Below are 16,658 nucleotides of genomic sequence, written 5' to 3'. Positions count from 1 at the left end.
ATTGCAGATGGGAAGCCCCGGTCCGATCTTCGGACAGGCGGCGTCCAGCTTGACTACTAGCATAGCGGACGTCGTTTAAGTTCCGTTTAAGTCGAATCCGCTCGAAAATGCATCCTGAATGCGGCAGCGGCAGCTGTGCGCAATCACGCCGAACAGACCCTACCGGAGCGGTCGGGCCTGCCGAACTGCATAAAAAAACGGGACGCGGCGTCCCGTTCCCGATCGTGTTATTGTCCGGCCGGCGGCTGTGTCTCAGCGCCGGACGCTTCCGGCAGCGGGCGCGCCAGAATGCGCTTGATCTGCCGATTATCCATCTCCTCGACCTTGAACGCGTAAGCGTCCGCCGCCACCTCGGCGCCCTGCGCCGCCTCCTCCAGCTCGGACATGAGCCAGCCGCCGAGCGTGTACACGCCTTCGTCGTCCTCGATATCCGTCTTCAGGAGGCGGTTGGCCTCCTCGATCATAAGCGTGCCGCTCAGTCGGTACTGGCCGCCCGGCAGCTGCTCGATCAGCGGCCGGCCGTCATCGTCGAGCTGCTCCTGGCGCACCCCGACGATACGCGCGATGATATCGCGGATGGTCACGATGCCCGAAGTCCCGCCGTACTCGTCGATCAGCACCGCCATGTGAACGTCTTTCTTTTGCATCAGCAGCAGAATCTCTTGTACGGACACCGTGTCGAGCAAATGGAGCACCGGTTCGATAAGCGGCGCCACGGGCATGTCCGGCTCGCCGGGATGGCGGATGTAGGCGGTCAGCAGCTCCTTGTAGTCGATGAGGCCGACGATCGTATCCTTGTCGCCGCCCGCGGTGACGGGATACAGATCGAACGCGTCTGCGGCAGTCCGCGCCACGACGGCTTGTACGGTCTCGTCCTGGTCGATGAATGCGACGTCGCGCCGCGGGACCATGATCGCCTTGGCCACCATGTCGTCCAGCTCGAAGATGTTGGTGACATAGCGGAATTCCGAGGAATTGATGATGCCGCTCTTGTAGCCCTCCGACAGAATGAGCCGCAGCTCGGCCTCCGTGCGGGTGTTGTCGTGCTCGGAGAGCGGCTTCATGCCGAACATGCCGGTGAGCAGCCGTGCAGAGCGGTTCAGCAGCCAGCTGAACGGATAGGTGAGCTTGAAAAAAATCGTCAGCGGCTGCGCCAGCGCCAGCGCGAGCGACTCGGCCTTCTGAATCGCCACAATCTTGGGCAGCAGCTCTCCGACGACGACCTCGAGGAACGTCAGAATGAGGAACGCGATCGCAAACGACACGACCGTCTCCACCGATTCCGGCAGCGCGAACAGTCCGAACACGGGGCTGAGCAGATGCTCCACCGTCGATTCGCCCAGCCAGCCGAGCGCCAGGTTGGTCAGCGTATTCCCCAATTGGCAGGCGGACAGATACTCGTCCAATCTGCCCACGATCTGCTTGACGGCCAGCGCCTTTTTGTTGCCCTCCGCGACCATCTGCTCGATGCGGCTCATCCGCGCGCGGATGACGGCATATTCGGCAGCCACGAAGAAGGCCGTGCACGCGATCAGCGCGAGCACGATTATCGTATTGATCATCAGTTCCGCCACTTCCTCTCGTTGCTTGGCTCCATGGTTCGATGGTAATTCTGTACCCGGAACTTGAGGAAACGAAAGAAAGCGGCCGGACAGCCGAGACCGGGCAACGCATAACCGATCAAACGATGATGTGCATACGTGGCAGATTCGATTGGCGGGGGCGAGTGGCGGGGGCGAGTGGCAGGGGCGATTTGGCGCTGCCGGCCGTACAGGCGTATCATACAGGTTAATACCTATTATTGGATTGCCATTCGGGAGGAGAATAATCATGCGCTTTGTGATCGCGCCGGATTCGTACAAGGGCAGCTTGACATCGCGGGAGGTCGGCGCCATCATGGCTGCGGCTGTGCGTCGGGAAATCCCCGACGCGGAGATCGACGTCATCCCGATGGCGGACGGCGGCGAAGGCACCGTCGAGGCGCTCGTCGAGGCCAGCGGAGGCAGCTATGAAGAATTCGTCGTACACGGGCCGTTGGAACCGGGCACCGTCGCCCGGATGGGCTTGATCCGGGTGGGCGGCGAGCCGGTATATGTGATCGAGACGGCGAATATATGCGGCCTGCCGATGGTCACGGCAGAGGGACGCGATCCGTACGCGGCGACCTCGCGCGGACTCGGCGAGATGATCGTGCATGCGCTGGATAGCGGCGCCGCACGGTTGATCGTCGGACTCGGCGGCAGCGCCGTGAACGACGGCGGTATGGGGATGCTGGCCGCGCTCGGCGTGCTTTTCCGCGATGCGGAGGGGCGTCAGCTGCACGGCCGGGGCCGGGATTTGCTGCGGGTCGCCGGAGTCGACTGGAGCGGCCTGGACCCGCGGCTCGCGACATGCGAGATCACGGCGGCCAGCGACGTGACGAGTCCGCTGACAGGCCCGGCCGGCGCCACGTTCGTATATGGCCCGCAGAAGGGTGTGACTCCCGGGCAGGCAGCGGAGCTTGATGAGGCCATGCGCCGGTATGCGGATATGCTGGAGCCGGACGCCAGCGGGGACGGCCTGGCTGATTGTGCAGGGGCAGGGGCCGCTGGCGGGCTCGGCTATGCGTTGCTGCGGCTCGGCGCCCGCATCGAGTCGGGGGCGGAGGTGGTGGCCAGGGCGGCCGGACTTCAGGAGCGGATCAGGGGCGCCGACTGGGTGCTGACCGGCGAGGGGCGCACCGATGCGCAGACGCTGAGCGGCAAGCTGCCCTTCCGCGTAGCGGAATGGGCCGCCGGCGAAGGGGTTCCGGCGATTCTCGTATCCGGCGGCCTGGGCCCGGCGATCGAGCCGCTGTACGCGCGGTTCGCGGCGATCTTTCCGATCGTCGCCCGCCCCGCCACGCTGGACGAATGTGTGTCGGAGGCGGAGGATAACCTGATGCGATGCATGCGCAGTATCACCCGGCTGATCAAGACGGCACGCGGCTGAGGCCCTCAGGTACTCGTGTCACGCGGCGACGAGCAGCGGCAGAACCGCACACATTCGAGCGGTTCACCACCGCAGGTGCCGGCACTCAATCAAAGAAGCAGCCCCGCCGGGGCTGCTTCTTTGATTTCCGCTTCGCTTCCTTACACCTTCCGCGTCCAGTGCCGGTGCTCCGCGATCGCCTCGACGAACGACTTCGCGAAGGCGGCGTCCGGCTTGGCGGCGACGACGACGCCGGGCTCGTTCCAGGCCGGCTGGTTCACCGAGCCTGTCGCCTTGGCGCCTTCCGGCGTAGGCGCGCCCACGCCCGCCGCCGAGAGCAGGTCTGCGCCTTCGCCGATCGCGGCGATCGGCTTGTAGTGGCGGTACGCCTGGCGGACGAAGTCCACCGCCAGCGGCTGCGCCAGCAGCGCGTCCACGCTCTCGCGGCCGCCTGCGACGTAGACGGCGTCGAACAGGACGGAGTCCGCCGACTCCAGATGGTGCATGACCTCGACCTGCCCGTCGGCATCGGTCGGCAGGAAGCCGAGCTTGGTGCCCACGAGTTCGGCGGTGACGCCCTCCACGGCGAGCGGTGCGAGCACCTCTGTCAGCTCGGCGTCCGCGAACGCGACGGCCGTCAGCACGGCGACCTTGCGCGTCTTGGGCGACTTGGCCTTGTTCAGGATGCTGAGCGCGGGCGACTTCATCGTCACCTTCGGCTGCGCGCCCGATGCGGGCGGCATCGCGCCGATGGCGTCCGCGAGTTGGGTCGCGAGCCCGGGATCGACCTGCGAGAATACGTCGACCGTCCGCTGGCGCACCTCCTTGCTCTTTACCTTGCTCAGCTCGAACTGGAACGCCTTGATCAGGTGCAGCTGCTCAGGCTCGGACAGGCTCTGGTAGAACATGGCGGCCTGACTGAAGTGATCCTTGAAGCTCTCGCTGCGCGCGCGCACCTTGCGGCCCTCCACCTTCTCCTCGTAATGCTTGTAGCCGCCCTCCGCCTCCGAGGCCGGTGACGGGCTGTTGCCGGCCAGTCCGTTTTTGTGATAAGACACCTGTCCCGGATTGATCGTCATCCGCGCCATCCCGTCGCGCTGGTTGTTGTGCACCGGCGCCACCGGGCGGTTGATCGGCAGCTCGTGGAAGTTCGGGCCGCCGACGCGCTTGAGCTGGGTATCGGTGTAGGAGAACAGCCGGCCCTGGAGCAGCGGATCGTTCGAAAAGTCGATTCCCGGCACGACATGGCCCGGGTGGAAGGCGACCTGCTCGGTCTCCGCGAAGAAGTTGTCCGTGTTGCGGTTGAGCGTCATCTTGCCGATGAGCCGCACCGGCACGAGCTCCTCGGGCCACAGCTTGGTCGGGTCGAGAATGTCGAAGTCGAAGTTGAACTCCTCGTCCTCCTCGATCAGCTGCACGCCGAGCTCCCATTCCGGATAGCTGCCCATCTCGATCGCATCCCACAGGTCGCGGCGGTGGAAGTCGGGGTCCTTGCCCGCGATCTTCTGCGTCTCGTCCCAGACGGTCGAGTGGACGCCGAGCACCGGCTTCCAGTGGAACTTCACGAAGCGCGCCACGCCCTCCGCGTTGACGAGACGGAACGTATTGACGCCGAAGCCCTCCATCATGCGGAAGCTGCGCGGCAGCGCGCGGTCGCTCATCGCCCACATGACCATGTGCGCGGCCTCGGTGTTCGTCGTGACGAAGTCCCAGAACGTGTCGTGCGCCGACTGCGCCTGCGGCACCTCGTTGTGCGGCTCCGGCTTCACGGCGTGGATGAAGTCGGGGAACTTGATCGCATCCTGGATGAAGAACACCGGGATGTTGTTGCCGACCAGATCGTAGTTGCCTTCCTCGGTATAAAATTTAACGGCGAAGCCCCGCACGTCCCGCACCGTATCGGCGGAACCGCGCGAGCCCGCGACGGTGGAAAATCGGACGAATACCGGCGTTTTGACGGCCGGGTCCTGCAGGAAGCCCGCCTTGGTAATATCCGCCTGCGGCTCGTACACCTGGAAGAAGCCGTGCGCGCCGAAGCCTCTGGCATGCACGACCCGCTCCGGGATGCGCTCATGGTCGAAGTGGGTCATTTTCTCGCGGAAGTGAAAGTCCTCGAGGAGCGTCGGTCCGCGCTCGCCCGCCTTGAGGGAGAACTCGTCCTCCGCCATGCGAAGGCCCTGGTTCGTGGTGAGCTTCTGCCCGGTCGCGTCTACCGTGAACTGTTCCAACTGCTCGTCCTTCGCGGTCTTCTCGGACGCGGATTGTTCCGGCCGTCCGTTCTTCGTTGTCTTCCCTGGCCTGCCGTCCTGTTTTTTCGCCATGCGCTCGCTTCCTCCTCGATATTGACCGATATTCCGCGTTTCTTATGTAGCGGCGGTTAACCGGAATACTTTACCCAGGAGCTGCCATCATTAAGCATACTGCGGATCGGGAAAAGGAGCTCGGCGGCGGCGGTCTTTTGCGGACTGCTCCGAATTGCTATACTGGTGCAAACAAGGGGTAAAGGAGTCGACGGGATATGGAGTTTGAAGGCAAGCTCGCCGTGCTCAAGGCGCTGTCCAACGAGACCCGTCTCAACATTTTATGCTGGCTGCGGGAGCCCGAGCTGCAGTTCAGGGCGCAGCCGACGGACGTGCAGCGGGCATTTCCCGGCAGCGTCTGCGTGGGCAGCATTCAGGAAAAGGCCGGATTGACGCAGTCGGTCATCTCCTCCTATCTCGCATCCATGCAAAAAGCGGGCCTGCTGGAGTCTCGCCGGTACGGACAATGGACATACTACAGACGCAACGAGCAGGAGATTGCGGCGTTTTTGCAGGGGCTGACGGCGGACATGCAGGGCAAGGCTGAAGCGGAGCATGGCTGAGGCAGAGCATGGCTGAGGCTTGCGCTTGCAAGCATTAATCTATATATTCATATTTATAGATATATAAAAATAAGGGCGATTCGCCCGTCCAAGGAGAGAGACCGATGACCTTATCCCAAACGACAGCGGCACTGTTCGAACCTTTTGCAGGAGAAAAGCTGACGCTCGCCAGCCGGATCGTCATGGCGCCGATGACCCGCGGCTTCTCGCCCAATGGCGTACCGGGCCCGGATGTGGCCGGCTACTACCGCCGCAGAGCCGAGAACGGCGTCGGCCTGATCGTCACCGAAGGCACGGTGATCGACCATCCGGCGGCCGCAGCCGACCGCAATGTTCCGCATTTCTACGGTGAGGAGGCATTGGAGGGCTGGGCGCGCGTCGTACGCGAGGTGCATGAGGCGGGCGGCAAGATTATACCGCAGATCTGGCATGTCGGCACGGCGCGCCAGCGCGAGACGTTCCCCGAATCCGACGTCGCGCCGATCGGTCCGTCCGGTCTCAGTCTGACGGGCGAGCCGGTGTCCGAGCCGCTGACGAAGGAGGAGATCCGCGGGCTGGTGCAGGGCTATGCGCAGGCGGCCGCCGATGCGAAGCGGATCGGGTTCGACGGGGTGGAGATTCACGGCGCGCACGGCTACCTGATCGACCAGTTCTTCTGGGAGGTCACCAACAAGCGCACGGACGAGTACGGCGGCGATATGGTCGGGCGCACCCGGTTTGCGGTCGAGGTCATCGAGGCGGTCCGCGCGGCGGTCGGGCCTGACTTCCCGATCGTCTTCCGCTACTCCCAGTGGAAGCCGGTCGCCTACGGCGCCAAGCTGGCGCCGACGCCGGAGGAGCTGGAGCGATTCCTGTCTCCGCTGTCCGCGGCCGGCGTCGATATTTTCCACTGCTCCACGCGCCGCTTCTGGGAGCCGGAGTTCGCAGGCTCCGATCTGAACCTGGCGGGCTGGACCAAGAAGCTCACCGGCAAGCCGACCATCACCGTCGGCTCCGTCGGTCTCGACTCCGAGTTTACGAGCCTCTTCGCCGAAGGCAAGGGCGCCGATAACGTCGGCCTGGATGCGCTTGTCGAGCGCCTGGCGCGCGGGGAATTCGACCTTGTCGCCGTCGGACGGGCGCTGCTGAACGATCCCTCGTGGGCCAGGAAAATCCGCGAGGGCCGCACCGAAGAGCTCCGGGCGTTCACGCGCGAGGCGCTCGGCTCGCTCAGCTGATATAGACCGACCAAGGCGCGCGGAGCGATCCGCGCGCCTCTTGCATGCTATCGGGACAATCGTCGTGCTATAATTCGAAGACGCGCGGCCACTCCGCGGAACATCCGATCGACAAAGGAGCCCAACCCCTTGACGCAACCACGCAAGGTCATCATCGACGCCGATACCGGCATCGACGATGCATTAGCTATTCTGTACGCGCTCAAATCCCCCGTCCTTCGCGTAGAGGGCATCACCACCGTCTTCGGCAACGTGGACGTGCAGCAGGCGACGGACAACACGCTGCGCATCATCAAGCTGGCCGACGCCTCCTATGAGGTGCCGGTCGCGATCGGCTCCGACCGGCCGCTGAAGCGTCCGCCCACCGGCTTCACGCCCCATGTGCACGGGCACAACGGCATCGGCGACGTCGAACTGCCGGCCTCGGGCCAGCAGCCGCTCGACGAGCGCGCCGACGACTTCATCGTCCGCAAGGCGGGGGAGCTTGGCGGCGAGCTCGTCCTGATCACGCTCGGACGCCTGACCAACGTCGCCCAGGCGCTGGCCAAGGACCCTTCCCTGACGCGCAAGATCAAGCAGGTATATGTGATGGGCGGCGCCGTGCAGACGGCCGGCAACGTAACCCCGGTCGCCGAGGCGAACATCTGGGGCGACCCCGAAGCCGCGGACATCGTGTTCGCGTCGGGGCTCGACATCGTCATGGTCGGACTCGACGTCACGATGAAGACGAACCTCGGCATCGAGCACCTGGACTTCCTGGCGCGCCGGTGCCGTCCGGAGAACCGGCAGATCGTCGACTTCCTGCGGGCCTCGATGTCTTATTACTTCGAGTTCTATCGCCAGGCCAACCACTTCGTGGACGCCGCGCCGATGCACGATCCGCTCACCGTGCTCGCAGCCGAGGAGCCCGGGCTCGTGACCAACCGCACGATGCGCGTCACGGTCGAATGCGAGAGCGCGCTGTGCGCCGGCATGACGGTCGCCGACCTGCGGCCGAGCCCAAGCGTCGGCACGCCGATCCAGGTCAGTATCGACGTCGACGCCAAGACGGCGGTCGGCAAGCTGCTGTCGGCCTTCATCTGACGACGGCCTTCATCTGACGACGGCATTGAACCATACAAGTCACCGGTCCCGTCATGCACGCGCATGACAGATACGGTGACTTGTCTCACTTCTGGCGGGATTCGCATGACAACTACAATAGAGGGGATGGATCAAGCCGCAGAGGAGCAAATATATGACGGAATATCGGAAAATCGCGCTCGTCACCGGCGGCAACCAGGGCATCGGCTACGAGATCTGCCGCCAGCTCGGCGCAGCGGGCGTCAAGGTGCTCGTCGGCGCGCGCGACAGCGCCCGCGGGGCGGAGGCGGTCCGGCGGCTGAGCGCGGACGGCGCGGAGGCGGACGTCATCGAGATCGACGTCACGGATGAAGCTCAGGTGACGAAGGCTGCGGCAGCGATCGCGCAGCGGTACGGCAGACTGGACATTCTGGTCAACAATGCCGGGGTGCTGCTCCCCGAGGAGCGTCCGGGCAGCTCCAGCGCGGAGCTCGTCAGCCAGGTCTACGAGACCAATGTGCTGGGCGTCATCCGCGCCACGAAGGCGATGCTGCCTCTGCTGCGCAGATCGGCGGCCGGACGGATCGTGAACATGTCGAGCTCGCTCGCCTCCCTCCAGCTTCACGGAGACCCCTCGTTCGAGCTCGGTGCGTTCCTGATGCTCGGCTACAACTCCTCCAAGACGGCCGTCAACGCGCTGACCGTCCTGCTGGCCAAGGATCTCGCCGACGACGGGATCAAGGTCAATGCAGCGGATCCCGGCTATTGCGCGACCGGCATGACAGGCTACGCCTCGTCCCGGACGGCGGCGGAGGGAGCGCGCACGCCGGTCCGGCTGGCGCTGCTGCCGGACAACGGGCCGACCGGCGGCTTCTTCGCGGACAGCGGACCGGTCCCCTGGTGAGTGATCAGGCGCCCGGCCGCGTCAAGGTCGGGCCCACAATCTAGACGATAATCTCGACGACATGCAGCTGCCGCTCCTGCTTCAGATCGACGAACGTCGTCCCGACCCGGACCAGCGGATGCATGTCCTCGTGCGGATCGATATAGACGACCTCTCCCCAGCGGCCGTCGCTCAGCTTCACCCGGCGGCCGACGAGATGGCGGATGATCTGGTCGAGAAATACCGATACGATATACGGGTCCAGCTCGCCGAAGGCGCCCGCCCGCATCTCGTTGACGACTCTGTAGAACGGCATCGGCTCGTGGTAGGGACGCCGCGACGACATCGCATGAAAAATGTCGGCCACCGCCACGACCCGGCTCATAATGTCCATCTGGTCGCTCCGGATTCCCCGCGGATATCCGCCGCCGTCGCCCCGCTCATGATGCTGGAGCGCGACGAGTGCGACGCGCGGATGAATCCCGGCATTCGCCTTCAGTATCTCGTAGCCGTACTCGGTGTGCCGCTTCATCTCCGCGTACTCCTCGGCAGTGAGCTTGCCCGGCTTCAGCAGAATCTCGTCCGAGATTCTGACCTTCCCGACGTCGTGCAGCGAAGCCGCCAGCGACAGCAGCGCCACAGCCTCCTCGCTCCAGCCCAGCCAGCGTCCGATCAGCGTGGACAGCACGCTGACCCCGATGTTGTGCTGATGCGTATATTCGTCCTTCGCCCTGACCGTCTTGAATAGCTGGAACATGTCCTTGTTCTCCGAGATCTGCATGATCATCGGGACGAGCGTGTGCTCGATCTCCTCGGGGTCCAGCTGCCCGATCTCGCGTATGCGCTCGAACATCTCCCGCGTGAACCGGACGGCCTGGGCCATGGTGACCGCCGTCTCGCTCTCCGCCTCGGCAGACGGGATCGTCTCTCCCAACAGCAGGATCTCTTCCGGATCGATCCGATAATTCTCCAGCAATTGAATATGATGAAGGTCCAAAAGGACTCCCGCCGGTACGAGCACTAAGCCCTGGTGAACGATGTCATGCTTGACTTTTTTGCCTAGGAGCTCCGCATACCGCATCGGGGACCCTCCTGTCATTCGGGACTTTTGATATAGAGACAACTTCCAGTCTAATACATATTCCCTCATGCCTTAAAGAGAAAAAAATGATACCGGTATAAGAAAGACGTGTGGCGGTTGATTGGCGGGAATGGGACGCGGGTAATGGATGATATCCTTGGATCAATGCCCGCCGGAAGGAGGGAGATACGATGTCGATGCCTGAGCGATACCTGGAGCAGCCGGATCTGCTGGAAGAGACCTATGAGCGATCTGCGGAGAACGAGCCCGTCGCCGTCTCATTGATCGAGTATACGGCATACTTCGCAATTCTGCTTGGCCTGTTGTACTTCCTGACCCAATATGTGCTTCCGAGTCTTCAATAATAAAGGAGGGTTCGACCATGTCGATCGAGCAGCGCAATGTCGAGTACGAACAGCATCATGTGGAGAAAAAATACGATTCCAGCCTCGTCGCATCTACCTTTATCAAGTATACCGCTTACGTCCTGATCTTTTTCGGCGTCCTGTACTTCCTCGCCAAATATATTATTCCGAGGTTCTGATCGAAGCGGTGCGCTTCCAAAAAGCAGGCAAGGCAGACCGCCTCTGCATACGCAGGGACGTCCTGCCTTGCCTGCTTGTCGTTTATTCTTCCTCTGGCAGATGCGCCGCGCAGAAGGCGGACAGCTCGGCTAGCTCCTCGGGCTCGGCCGCGAGCGCCAAAAATCGGTTCGTCGACCGTTCCATCCAGTCGCATACGAGTATGCCCGACGCGTCGCCGTCTTCCTTGTAGACGATACGGGCGTAGACGCCCTGCTCGACGTACAGCTCGTCCTCCTCGTCGACCTCGATCTCCAGCTTGAATTCGTATCTCTGCCCCTGCAGAATGCCGAACGGGTCCTTGATCCGCTCGACCGTATAGGCGGTGATGTCCATGATTCGCCCTCCCGGAATGAATAGCCGCGCCGGTCGCCCGGCTGCTCTAACAGTATACAACGGATGACGCCGAATACAATCGGCGCGGGACGAGCGAATCGCCGGCCGGACAGCCGATCCGGGGGGACGGCCCGCGTCTAATCTCCCGCGTATCGGTCGATACTGTCACATAAAAGGAGGCTGGCGGCATGGGAGACGAATTTTTGCAGCGGCGGGAGAACGAGCGATTTTTCGAGGAAGTGAAGCGACAGTATCTGGCGGATATGAAAATACGGTTCGGGTTCACGGACCTGCAGGCAACGCAGGCGGAGAGCCTGGCGAATTGGGCGTTCGAGAGCGGGTTCGGCAGCGGCGTCAGCTATGCGCATTACGAAGAATCGGCTATTCGGCTGCGTCCCGGAAGAAGGGCTTAGGGAGGCGCCAATAGATAGAGTCTGGCGACGTCTGGGGAGGCCGAGGCCGCTAGACTCTCTTCTGTGCCGGGGAGCGGACGGGACGATGCTTGCGGGCGGCGGCTGCCGATGAGCGCCCGGCTTCGCGGAGCAGGCGCGCCACCTCCGCCTTGTCCGCCAGAATTCGTCCAACATCGAACAGGACGGGGATGAGCGCGGCGGTCGGCCCTTCCATGGCAGGCCCGCGCTGCTCGATGCCGAGTCCGAACACGATGCGGAGCATGCGGTACAGCCTGCGCTCGATCAACGCGATATAGTAGCGGGGGGCGTTGCTCGCCGCATGGTCGTAGAAGATCTCCAGGAATGTGCCGAAATGTCCCTGGCGCCGATACGCCTCGGCGATGCAGAGCTTGTCGATCTCCCAGATCCGGGAGGGGTCGTCCCGAATCTCCGGCTCCTCGAAGAAGCGATGCTTGTGCGGGCCTTCGACCGTGCTGCGGGGATTGTCCGGGCGATAGGGAATGAACTCGATCGTGCCTACCGTACGGCGGCGAAGCAGCGGCATGCGCCCGCCGCGCAACAGTACGTATCTGATTCCGTCCGGTGCGTAAGGATCGTTCGCCCAGCCGTACTTGGCGCAGCAGATCTCCCACGTCCGGCGGAATACGCGATCCTGCCGCTTGCTCGTGACCTTGGCGTACACCTTTCTCAGCTCCCTTCGGCTTGATGCCGCGGCGATCGGAGGCTTGCGGCTCCACGGCCGCTCAAGTGAAGCGTTTGCAGCCGTACAATTCGGAAACGAGCGCCTCAGATGCCGGCCTGCGCCGGCGTCTGAGGCGTTTTGCCTGAACGGCGACTAGCTGTCCGTGCCCGGATGTGGATGAGGGTGTCCGCCGCCGCCGGGAGGATGAACAGGAGGCCAGTACTTCATCGTCATCTTGATCTCGAGCACCTCGAGTACCGGAAGCGTCCATTCCTTCTTCATCGCAACCGCTCCTTTTTAATCGGATTGTAGGACTTCCTGATCAGATACAAATTGTATCATTGAGGACAAGCTCAGATTATCACCGCTCTGCCGGACTGTCAATAAAAATCTGGATCGGCCGGGGTCCCGCACGCGGCGAAGCGTCGCAGCTCGCACCTTCGGAAGAGCCGGAAGCCTTGCCCGGCCTCGTTCTCGCTCGCGGCCTTCTTCTGCAGGGGACGACAGCCGGCATGACACGCAGAGCCGCAGAGACCGGTTGAAAACCGCGAAAACGCATAAATGCACATTTCCAAACCATCAATCGCATGTGCATGACGACATATTTTTTCATTTCGATCAGCCTCGCTGCCCGGCGCTTACAGCCTTATTGGATAAGACTAATCTAGCTCTTTTGGGGCAGGACCGCAGTTATCTTTGGTTAATTCATGTCGTCAGGCAATCTGCGTCCCGGGGTCCAATGCTCCCGGGTGAGGCTGTAGATATGGTGATGCTCCCATCTGCCGTTAATCTTGAGGTAATATTCGGCCAAGCCTTCGTACCTGAAGCCATTCTTCTCGACGACGCGGATCGAGGGCAGGTTCCGGGGCATCACGGCAGCCTGCACCCGGTGCAAGCCCGCTTCACCAAACGCATATTCGAGCGCGAGCCCGAGCGCCTCTGTCATCAGACCCCGCCCGTTCATATCCTTGTCCAGATAGTAACCCACCGTGCAGCTCTCCCATGCGCCGCGCACCACATTGCTCAGATTGACGCGCCCGACCAGCTTGTCTTCTCCCCCCAGGAAGATGCCGAAGCCATACCCGCTCCCGCGCTCCCAATGAAGCGCATCCTGGGACAGCAGGTCCCGGATGCCCTCGGAGGCGAACTCCCGATCCGGCCGGATCGGCTCGAACGGCTCGAAGAAGGCGCGGTTGCGGCGCCTTAGATCGAGCAACCCAGTCGCATCGCTCCCCGTCAGCCTGCGTAAATATACTTGTGCCATATGCCATCCTCCAGGTTTGTTCATAATCGGCAACAAAAACGGCCCCGCCCCTCCGAAAAGAGGCGAAGCCGACAGAGCTCCCTGCGCTGCGTCTAATCCAAAACCGATTCCTCCGGCCCGAGCTCGCCGGTCGGCCAGGTCTCCTGCAGCCCGTGCACGACAATATCCAGTCCTTCCGGCCCGTGCTCGCGCACGGTCATCCGGACCCCCTCCGGCAGCGACTCGCCGGTCACCAGCCGGCAGGCCGTCTCCGGATCGCTCAGTACGAGCAGCCGATATGATTCATCCTCTGCGGCACGTTCCTTCATTTTGTTCACGCAGGCGTACGCCTGCTCCAATGCCCAGCTCATCGCCGTCACTCCTCGCTATCGGATTTCCGGTCCTGCTCATTATTTATCCAGAAATCCGCCCCGCATACCACCAACGGTCCGGCGGGTGAAGCGAAGCACCCTGCACAAGGGCGCTCGCGGCTGCAGCAGTCGGCGCCAAAAGTGCTGAAGAAGGGGAGCAGCTACTACGCCTTGATCTCCAGCAGCTCATATTGAATCGTACCCATTGGCGCATCGACGCTGACGCTCTCGCCGACCGCTTTGCCCATGAGCGCTTTGCCGAGCGGGCTCTCGTAGGAGATCTTGGACGCCATGACATCCGCCTCGGCCGGCCCTACGATCCGGTACTCGATCGTCTCGTCGAACTCCCGGTCCCGCAGCACGACGACCGAGCCGACCGAGACGGCGTCCGAGCTGGCGCTTTTCACAACGCGCGCCTTCTTCAGCATCCGATCGATCGTGAGGATCCGCGTCTCCATGAACGCCTGCTCCTCCTTGGCGGAGTGGTACTCGCTATTCTCCTTCAGGTCGCCGTAGCTGATCGCCGTCTTGATGCGGGCCGCCAGCTCCCTGCGCTTCACCGTCTTCAGTTCCTCGAGCTCCTGCTCCAATTGTGCTAATCCTTCCGCAGTCAAGATGACTTCATCGGATACCATCGGCACTACCTCCATTAATCGTGGTTTTATTTGCGTAGCTTTGCCCTGATCGGCAAAAAAACGGCTTGTTTTGTATGCGAGGTTACAGAAATGATCGGCCCGCTTCGCCAATAATGGGAGCAAGCCGTCCAAAGGAGAACCCGCCATGTACCGGACCCTCAAAAAATTGCTGCTCATCGGCATCTGCGGCGCGCTCGCACTCGTCGGCACGTGGCGCCTCGTCAACGAAGCCTTTTGGGACGGCCCTGCCGTTCGCCACGTGTTTTCCTCCACGCCCCAAGAGAGCCCTTGAGCCGGGAACAACTCATTATAGCATAGCCTAAACTTCGTTTCCCCGCTTGAATGAACCGTCTGCATGCGGCCCGTTGACAACCGGATCGATATGCTTTATTTTTGTTGTACATACAAATGAGTGGAGGGATAATCGATGACGGACGCCACGCCCGATGAAGGCTTTTTGCAAAGCTGTCTGTTCTTTACCGCGAATCGACTCGGCCGGGCCATCACGCGGATCGCCGAGGAGGAATTCGCGCCGACAGGCTTGACACCGATGTACGGCTATGCGATCCGCATCGTCAACGGCAGACCCGGCGTCACGCAGAAGGAGCTGGCGGAAAAGCTGAGCATCGCGCCTTCCACGCTGACGCGGTTCATCGACAAGCTCGAGACCAAACAGCTCGTCCGCCGCAGCGTGCAGGGCAAGACGGTCCTGCTCTATCCGACGCCCAAGGGGCAGGCGCTGGAAGGCGAGATTCGACTCGCTTCGGGCCGGCTTAAGGCAAGATATAAGGAGATCCTGGGCGATGCGGCCGCCGATGCGCTGTCCGACGGCATATTGAAGGCCGGCACCCGGCTGGAGAAGGGGGCGCCCGCCGATGAATGCGACGCCTGACCAGCATGATGCAGCTGGCGGGGACGAAGGTGTAGCGAGCGGCGCCGGGAACGGCGTGGCATCCGCACGCCGCAGCGCACGCCGCAGGAGATTTCACTACGGCTGGACCGTACTCGCCGTCACTTTCGCCACGCTGATCGTGTCTGCGGGCGTCCGCTCGATGCCCAGCATTTTCATGCTGCCTTTCGAACAGGAATACGGCTGGAGCCGCGGCGGCATCTCAAGCGTCATCTCCATCGGCATCTTGCTGTACGGCCTGACAGGCCCATTCTCCGCGGCGCTGCTGCTGCGCTTCGGGATTCGCCGCATGACCGTGCTCTCCCTGGCCATACTCGCAGCCGGCCTGCTGGCCACGCCGCATATGACGTCGCTGTGGCAATTCGAGCTGCTGTGGGGCGTCGTGTCGGGACTCGCCACCGGCATGATGGCCAACGTGCTGGGCGTTACCGTCGCCGGCCAATGGTTCGCGCATCGCCGCGGCCTCGTCGTCGGCATTCTGACGGCCAGCGCGGCGACCGGCCAGCTGCTGTTCCTGCCGCTGCTCGCCCGCATCACGGAGGAGGCCGGCTGGCGCTACGCCGTCTACGCGGCCGTCGGCGCGACGCTTGTCGTGCTCGCCGCCGTCGCGATCTGGATGCGCAACCACCCCTACGACGTGGGCGCCGCGCCTTACGGCGAGACGCGGATCGTGAAGCCCGCGCCGTTTCGCGGCAACTTGTTTCTCGCGCCGCTCGCGGCTCTGCGGGAGGGCGCGCGCACGAAGACGTTCTGGCTGCTCAGCGGCACGTTTTTCTTTTGCGGCTTCTCGACGAACGGCTTGATCGGCGCCCATCTGATCCCGGCGTGCGGCGACTACGGCATCCCCGAGGTGACGGCTGCGGGCATGCTCGCCTTGATGGGTATGTTCGACCTCGTCGGCACGACGCTCTCCGGCTGGCTGTCCGACCGCTTCGACAGCCGCAAGCTGCTGTTCTTTTATTACGGCCTGCGCGGCTTGTCCTTGCTTTTCCTGCCCTACGCCTTGGGCGCGGGTCAACCGCAGCTCATGCTGTTCACCGTGTTCTACGGACTCGATTGGATCGCGACCGTCCCGCCGACCGTCAAGCTGTCCCAGGACGCCTTCGGCAAGGAGCGGGCCGGCATGATCTTCGGCTGGATCGTCGTCACGCATCAGCTCGGCGCCTCCGTCGCCGCCTATGCGGCCGGCACCGTCCGGGAGTGGCTCGGCAGCTACCAGGTGCCGTTTTTTGCGGCGGGCTTCGTCTGCCTGATCGCGGCGCTCATGGCGCTTCGCGTCGCGAAGCAGCGTGCAGCGGTGCGCGGCGCGGCGGCGTGAGCGCGGCGGCACACTGCACCAAACAAAAGGCCTTTGCAGCCCGCATGCCGGCGTTGCCGGAAGTTGCTTGCCGCAAAGGCTTGTTCCCCATGCCGTGACTCGACCGACCGATAT

20 protein-coding genes are annotated in these 16,658 nt (G+C 63.0%); 11 read left to right on the top strand and 9 right to left on the bottom strand.

Features of this window, described 5'->3' with window-relative positions; genetic code table 11:
• Positions 1–227 precede the first annotated feature (227 nt).
• A complete protein-coding gene (locus VQ071_RS06185; RefSeq protein ID WP_340513020.1) occupies positions 228–1,562 on the bottom strand; it encodes a hemolysin family protein in 1,335 nt (444 codons plus the stop codon).
• 268 nt (positions 1,563–1,830) lie between these two features.
• Here VQ071_RS06185 and VQ071_RS06180 point away from each other — a divergent pair, with 268 nt between their 5' ends.
• Positions 1,831–2,970: a glycerate kinase family protein gene (locus tag VQ071_RS06180; RefSeq protein ID WP_340513019.1), complete on the top strand. Its 1,140-nt coding sequence runs from the start codon at positions 1,831–1,833 to the stop codon at positions 2,968–2,970.
• A gap of 140 nt (positions 2,971–3,110) precedes the next feature.
• Here the strand turns inward: VQ071_RS06180 and VQ071_RS06175 are convergent, their stop codons facing one another.
• Positions 3,111–5,270 (bottom strand): catalase, encoded by a 2,160-nt coding sequence (locus tag VQ071_RS06175; RefSeq protein ID WP_340513018.1) that lies wholly within the window; start codon positions 5,268–5,270, stop codon positions 3,111–3,113.
• A gap of 197 nt (positions 5,271–5,467) precedes the next feature.
• Here VQ071_RS06175 and VQ071_RS06170 point away from each other — a divergent pair, with 197 nt between their 5' ends.
• From VQ071_RS06170 to VQ071_RS06155, 4 genes are all read left to right on the top strand, one after another.
• The gene (locus tag VQ071_RS06170; RefSeq protein ID WP_340513017.1) at positions 5,468–5,812 is read left to right on the top strand and encodes an ArsR/SmtB family transcription factor; all 345 of its coding nucleotides are present in this window, start codon (positions 5,468–5,470) and stop codon (positions 5,810–5,812) included.
• A gap of 104 nt (positions 5,813–5,916) precedes the next feature.
• Positions 5,917–7,029 (top strand): NADH:flavin oxidoreductase, encoded by a 1,113-nt coding sequence (locus tag VQ071_RS06165; protein WP_340513016.1) that lies wholly within the window; start codon positions 5,917–5,919, stop codon positions 7,027–7,029.
• Positions 7,030–7,158: 129 nt separating this feature from the next.
• Positions 7,159–8,112 (top strand): nucleoside hydrolase, encoded by a 954-nt coding sequence (locus tag VQ071_RS06160; RefSeq protein ID WP_340513015.1) that lies wholly within the window; start codon positions 7,159–7,161, stop codon positions 8,110–8,112.
• 154 nt (positions 8,113–8,266) lie between these two features.
• Entirely contained in the window at positions 8,267–8,995 is a 729-nt protein-coding gene (locus VQ071_RS06155) for an SDR family oxidoreductase (RefSeq protein ID WP_340513014.1), read from the top strand.
• Positions 8,996–9,035: 40 nt separating this feature from the next.
• On the opposite strand, the gene VQ071_RS06150 is transcribed toward VQ071_RS06155, so the two are convergent.
• Positions 9,036–10,055: an HD-GYP domain-containing protein gene (locus tag VQ071_RS06150; RefSeq protein ID WP_340513013.1), complete on the bottom strand. Its 1,020-nt coding sequence runs from the start codon at positions 10,053–10,055 to the stop codon at positions 9,036–9,038.
• Between the two features lie 191 nt (positions 10,056–10,246).
• On the opposite strand from VQ071_RS06150, the gene VQ071_RS06145 reads away from it, so the two are divergent.
• The gene (locus VQ071_RS06145; RefSeq protein WP_340513012.1) at positions 10,247–10,420 is read left to right on the top strand and encodes a hypothetical protein; all 174 of its coding nucleotides are present in this window, start codon (positions 10,247–10,249) and stop codon (positions 10,418–10,420) included.
• A gap of 17 nt (positions 10,421–10,437) precedes the next feature.
• On the top strand, positions 10,438–10,599 hold the full coding sequence (locus VQ071_RS06140; protein ID WP_340513011.1) for a hypothetical protein: 162 nt from the start codon (positions 10,438–10,440) through the stop codon (positions 10,597–10,599).
• An 82-nt stretch (positions 10,600–10,681) separates the two neighbouring features.
• Here VQ071_RS06140 and VQ071_RS06135 read toward each other — a convergent pair whose 3' ends face one another.
• A complete protein-coding gene (locus VQ071_RS06135) occupies positions 10,682–10,972 on the bottom strand; it encodes a DUF6509 family protein (protein ID WP_340513010.1) in 291 nt (96 codons plus the stop codon).
• Positions 10,973–11,160: 188 nt separating this feature from the next.
• On the opposite strand from VQ071_RS06135, the gene VQ071_RS06130 reads away from it, so the two are divergent.
• Positions 11,161–11,385, top strand: coding sequence for a hypothetical protein (locus tag VQ071_RS06130; protein ID WP_340513009.1), 225 nt, complete (start codon positions 11,161–11,163; stop codon positions 11,383–11,385).
• Between the two features lie 49 nt (positions 11,386–11,434).
• On the opposite strand, the gene VQ071_RS06125 is transcribed toward VQ071_RS06130, so the two are convergent.
• From VQ071_RS06125 to greA, 5 genes are all read right to left on the bottom strand, one after another.
• Positions 11,435–12,067: a hypothetical protein gene (locus VQ071_RS06125; protein WP_340513008.1), complete on the bottom strand. Its 633-nt coding sequence runs from the start codon at positions 12,065–12,067 to the stop codon at positions 11,435–11,437.
• A gap of 153 nt (positions 12,068–12,220) precedes the next feature.
• Complete coding sequence (locus tag VQ071_RS06120; protein WP_340513007.1) at positions 12,221–12,349, bottom strand: paeninodin family lasso peptide; 129 nt, start codon at positions 12,347–12,349, stop codon at positions 12,221–12,223.
• A gap of 418 nt (positions 12,350–12,767) precedes the next feature.
• Positions 12,768–13,331, bottom strand: coding sequence for a GNAT family N-acetyltransferase (locus VQ071_RS06115; RefSeq protein WP_340513006.1), 564 nt, complete (start codon positions 13,329–13,331; stop codon positions 12,768–12,770).
• Between the two features lie 92 nt (positions 13,332–13,423).
• A complete protein-coding gene (locus VQ071_RS06110) occupies positions 13,424–13,681 on the bottom strand; it encodes a hypothetical protein (protein ID WP_340513005.1) in 258 nt (85 codons plus the stop codon).
• A gap of 164 nt (positions 13,682–13,845) precedes the next feature.
• Positions 13,846–14,316: a transcription elongation factor GreA gene (gene greA / locus VQ071_RS06105; RefSeq protein ID WP_340513004.1), complete on the bottom strand. Its 471-nt coding sequence runs from the start codon at positions 14,314–14,316 to the stop codon at positions 13,846–13,848.
• Between the two features lie 145 nt (positions 14,317–14,461).
• On the opposite strand from greA, the gene VQ071_RS06100 reads away from it, so the two are divergent.
• The 3 genes from VQ071_RS06100 (at position 14,462) to VQ071_RS06090 (ending at position 16,544) form a co-directional block, all read left to right on the top strand.
• Positions 14,462–14,608, top strand: coding sequence for a hypothetical protein (locus VQ071_RS06100; protein WP_340513003.1), 147 nt, complete (start codon positions 14,462–14,464; stop codon positions 14,606–14,608).
• Between the two features lie 135 nt (positions 14,609–14,743).
• The gene (locus tag VQ071_RS06095) at positions 14,744–15,208 is read left to right on the top strand and encodes a MarR family winged helix-turn-helix transcriptional regulator (protein WP_340513002.1); all 465 of its coding nucleotides are present in this window, start codon (positions 14,744–14,746) and stop codon (positions 15,206–15,208) included.
• Positions 15,192–16,544, top strand: coding sequence for an MFS transporter (locus tag VQ071_RS06090; RefSeq protein ID WP_340513001.1), 1,353 nt, complete (start codon positions 15,192–15,194; stop codon positions 16,542–16,544). Before VQ071_RS06095 ends, VQ071_RS06090 begins: the two co-directional genes overlap by 17 nt.
• Positions 16,545–16,658: the final 114 nt, after the last annotated feature.

The organism is Cohnella sp. 56, assembly GCF_037963805.1.
Classification (GTDB): Bacteria; Bacillota; Bacilli; order Paenibacillales; family Paenibacillaceae; genus Cohnella.
The sequence above is the reverse complement of the archived record's forward strand: the minus strand, read 5'-3'. Positions and strand labels throughout refer to the sequence as shown.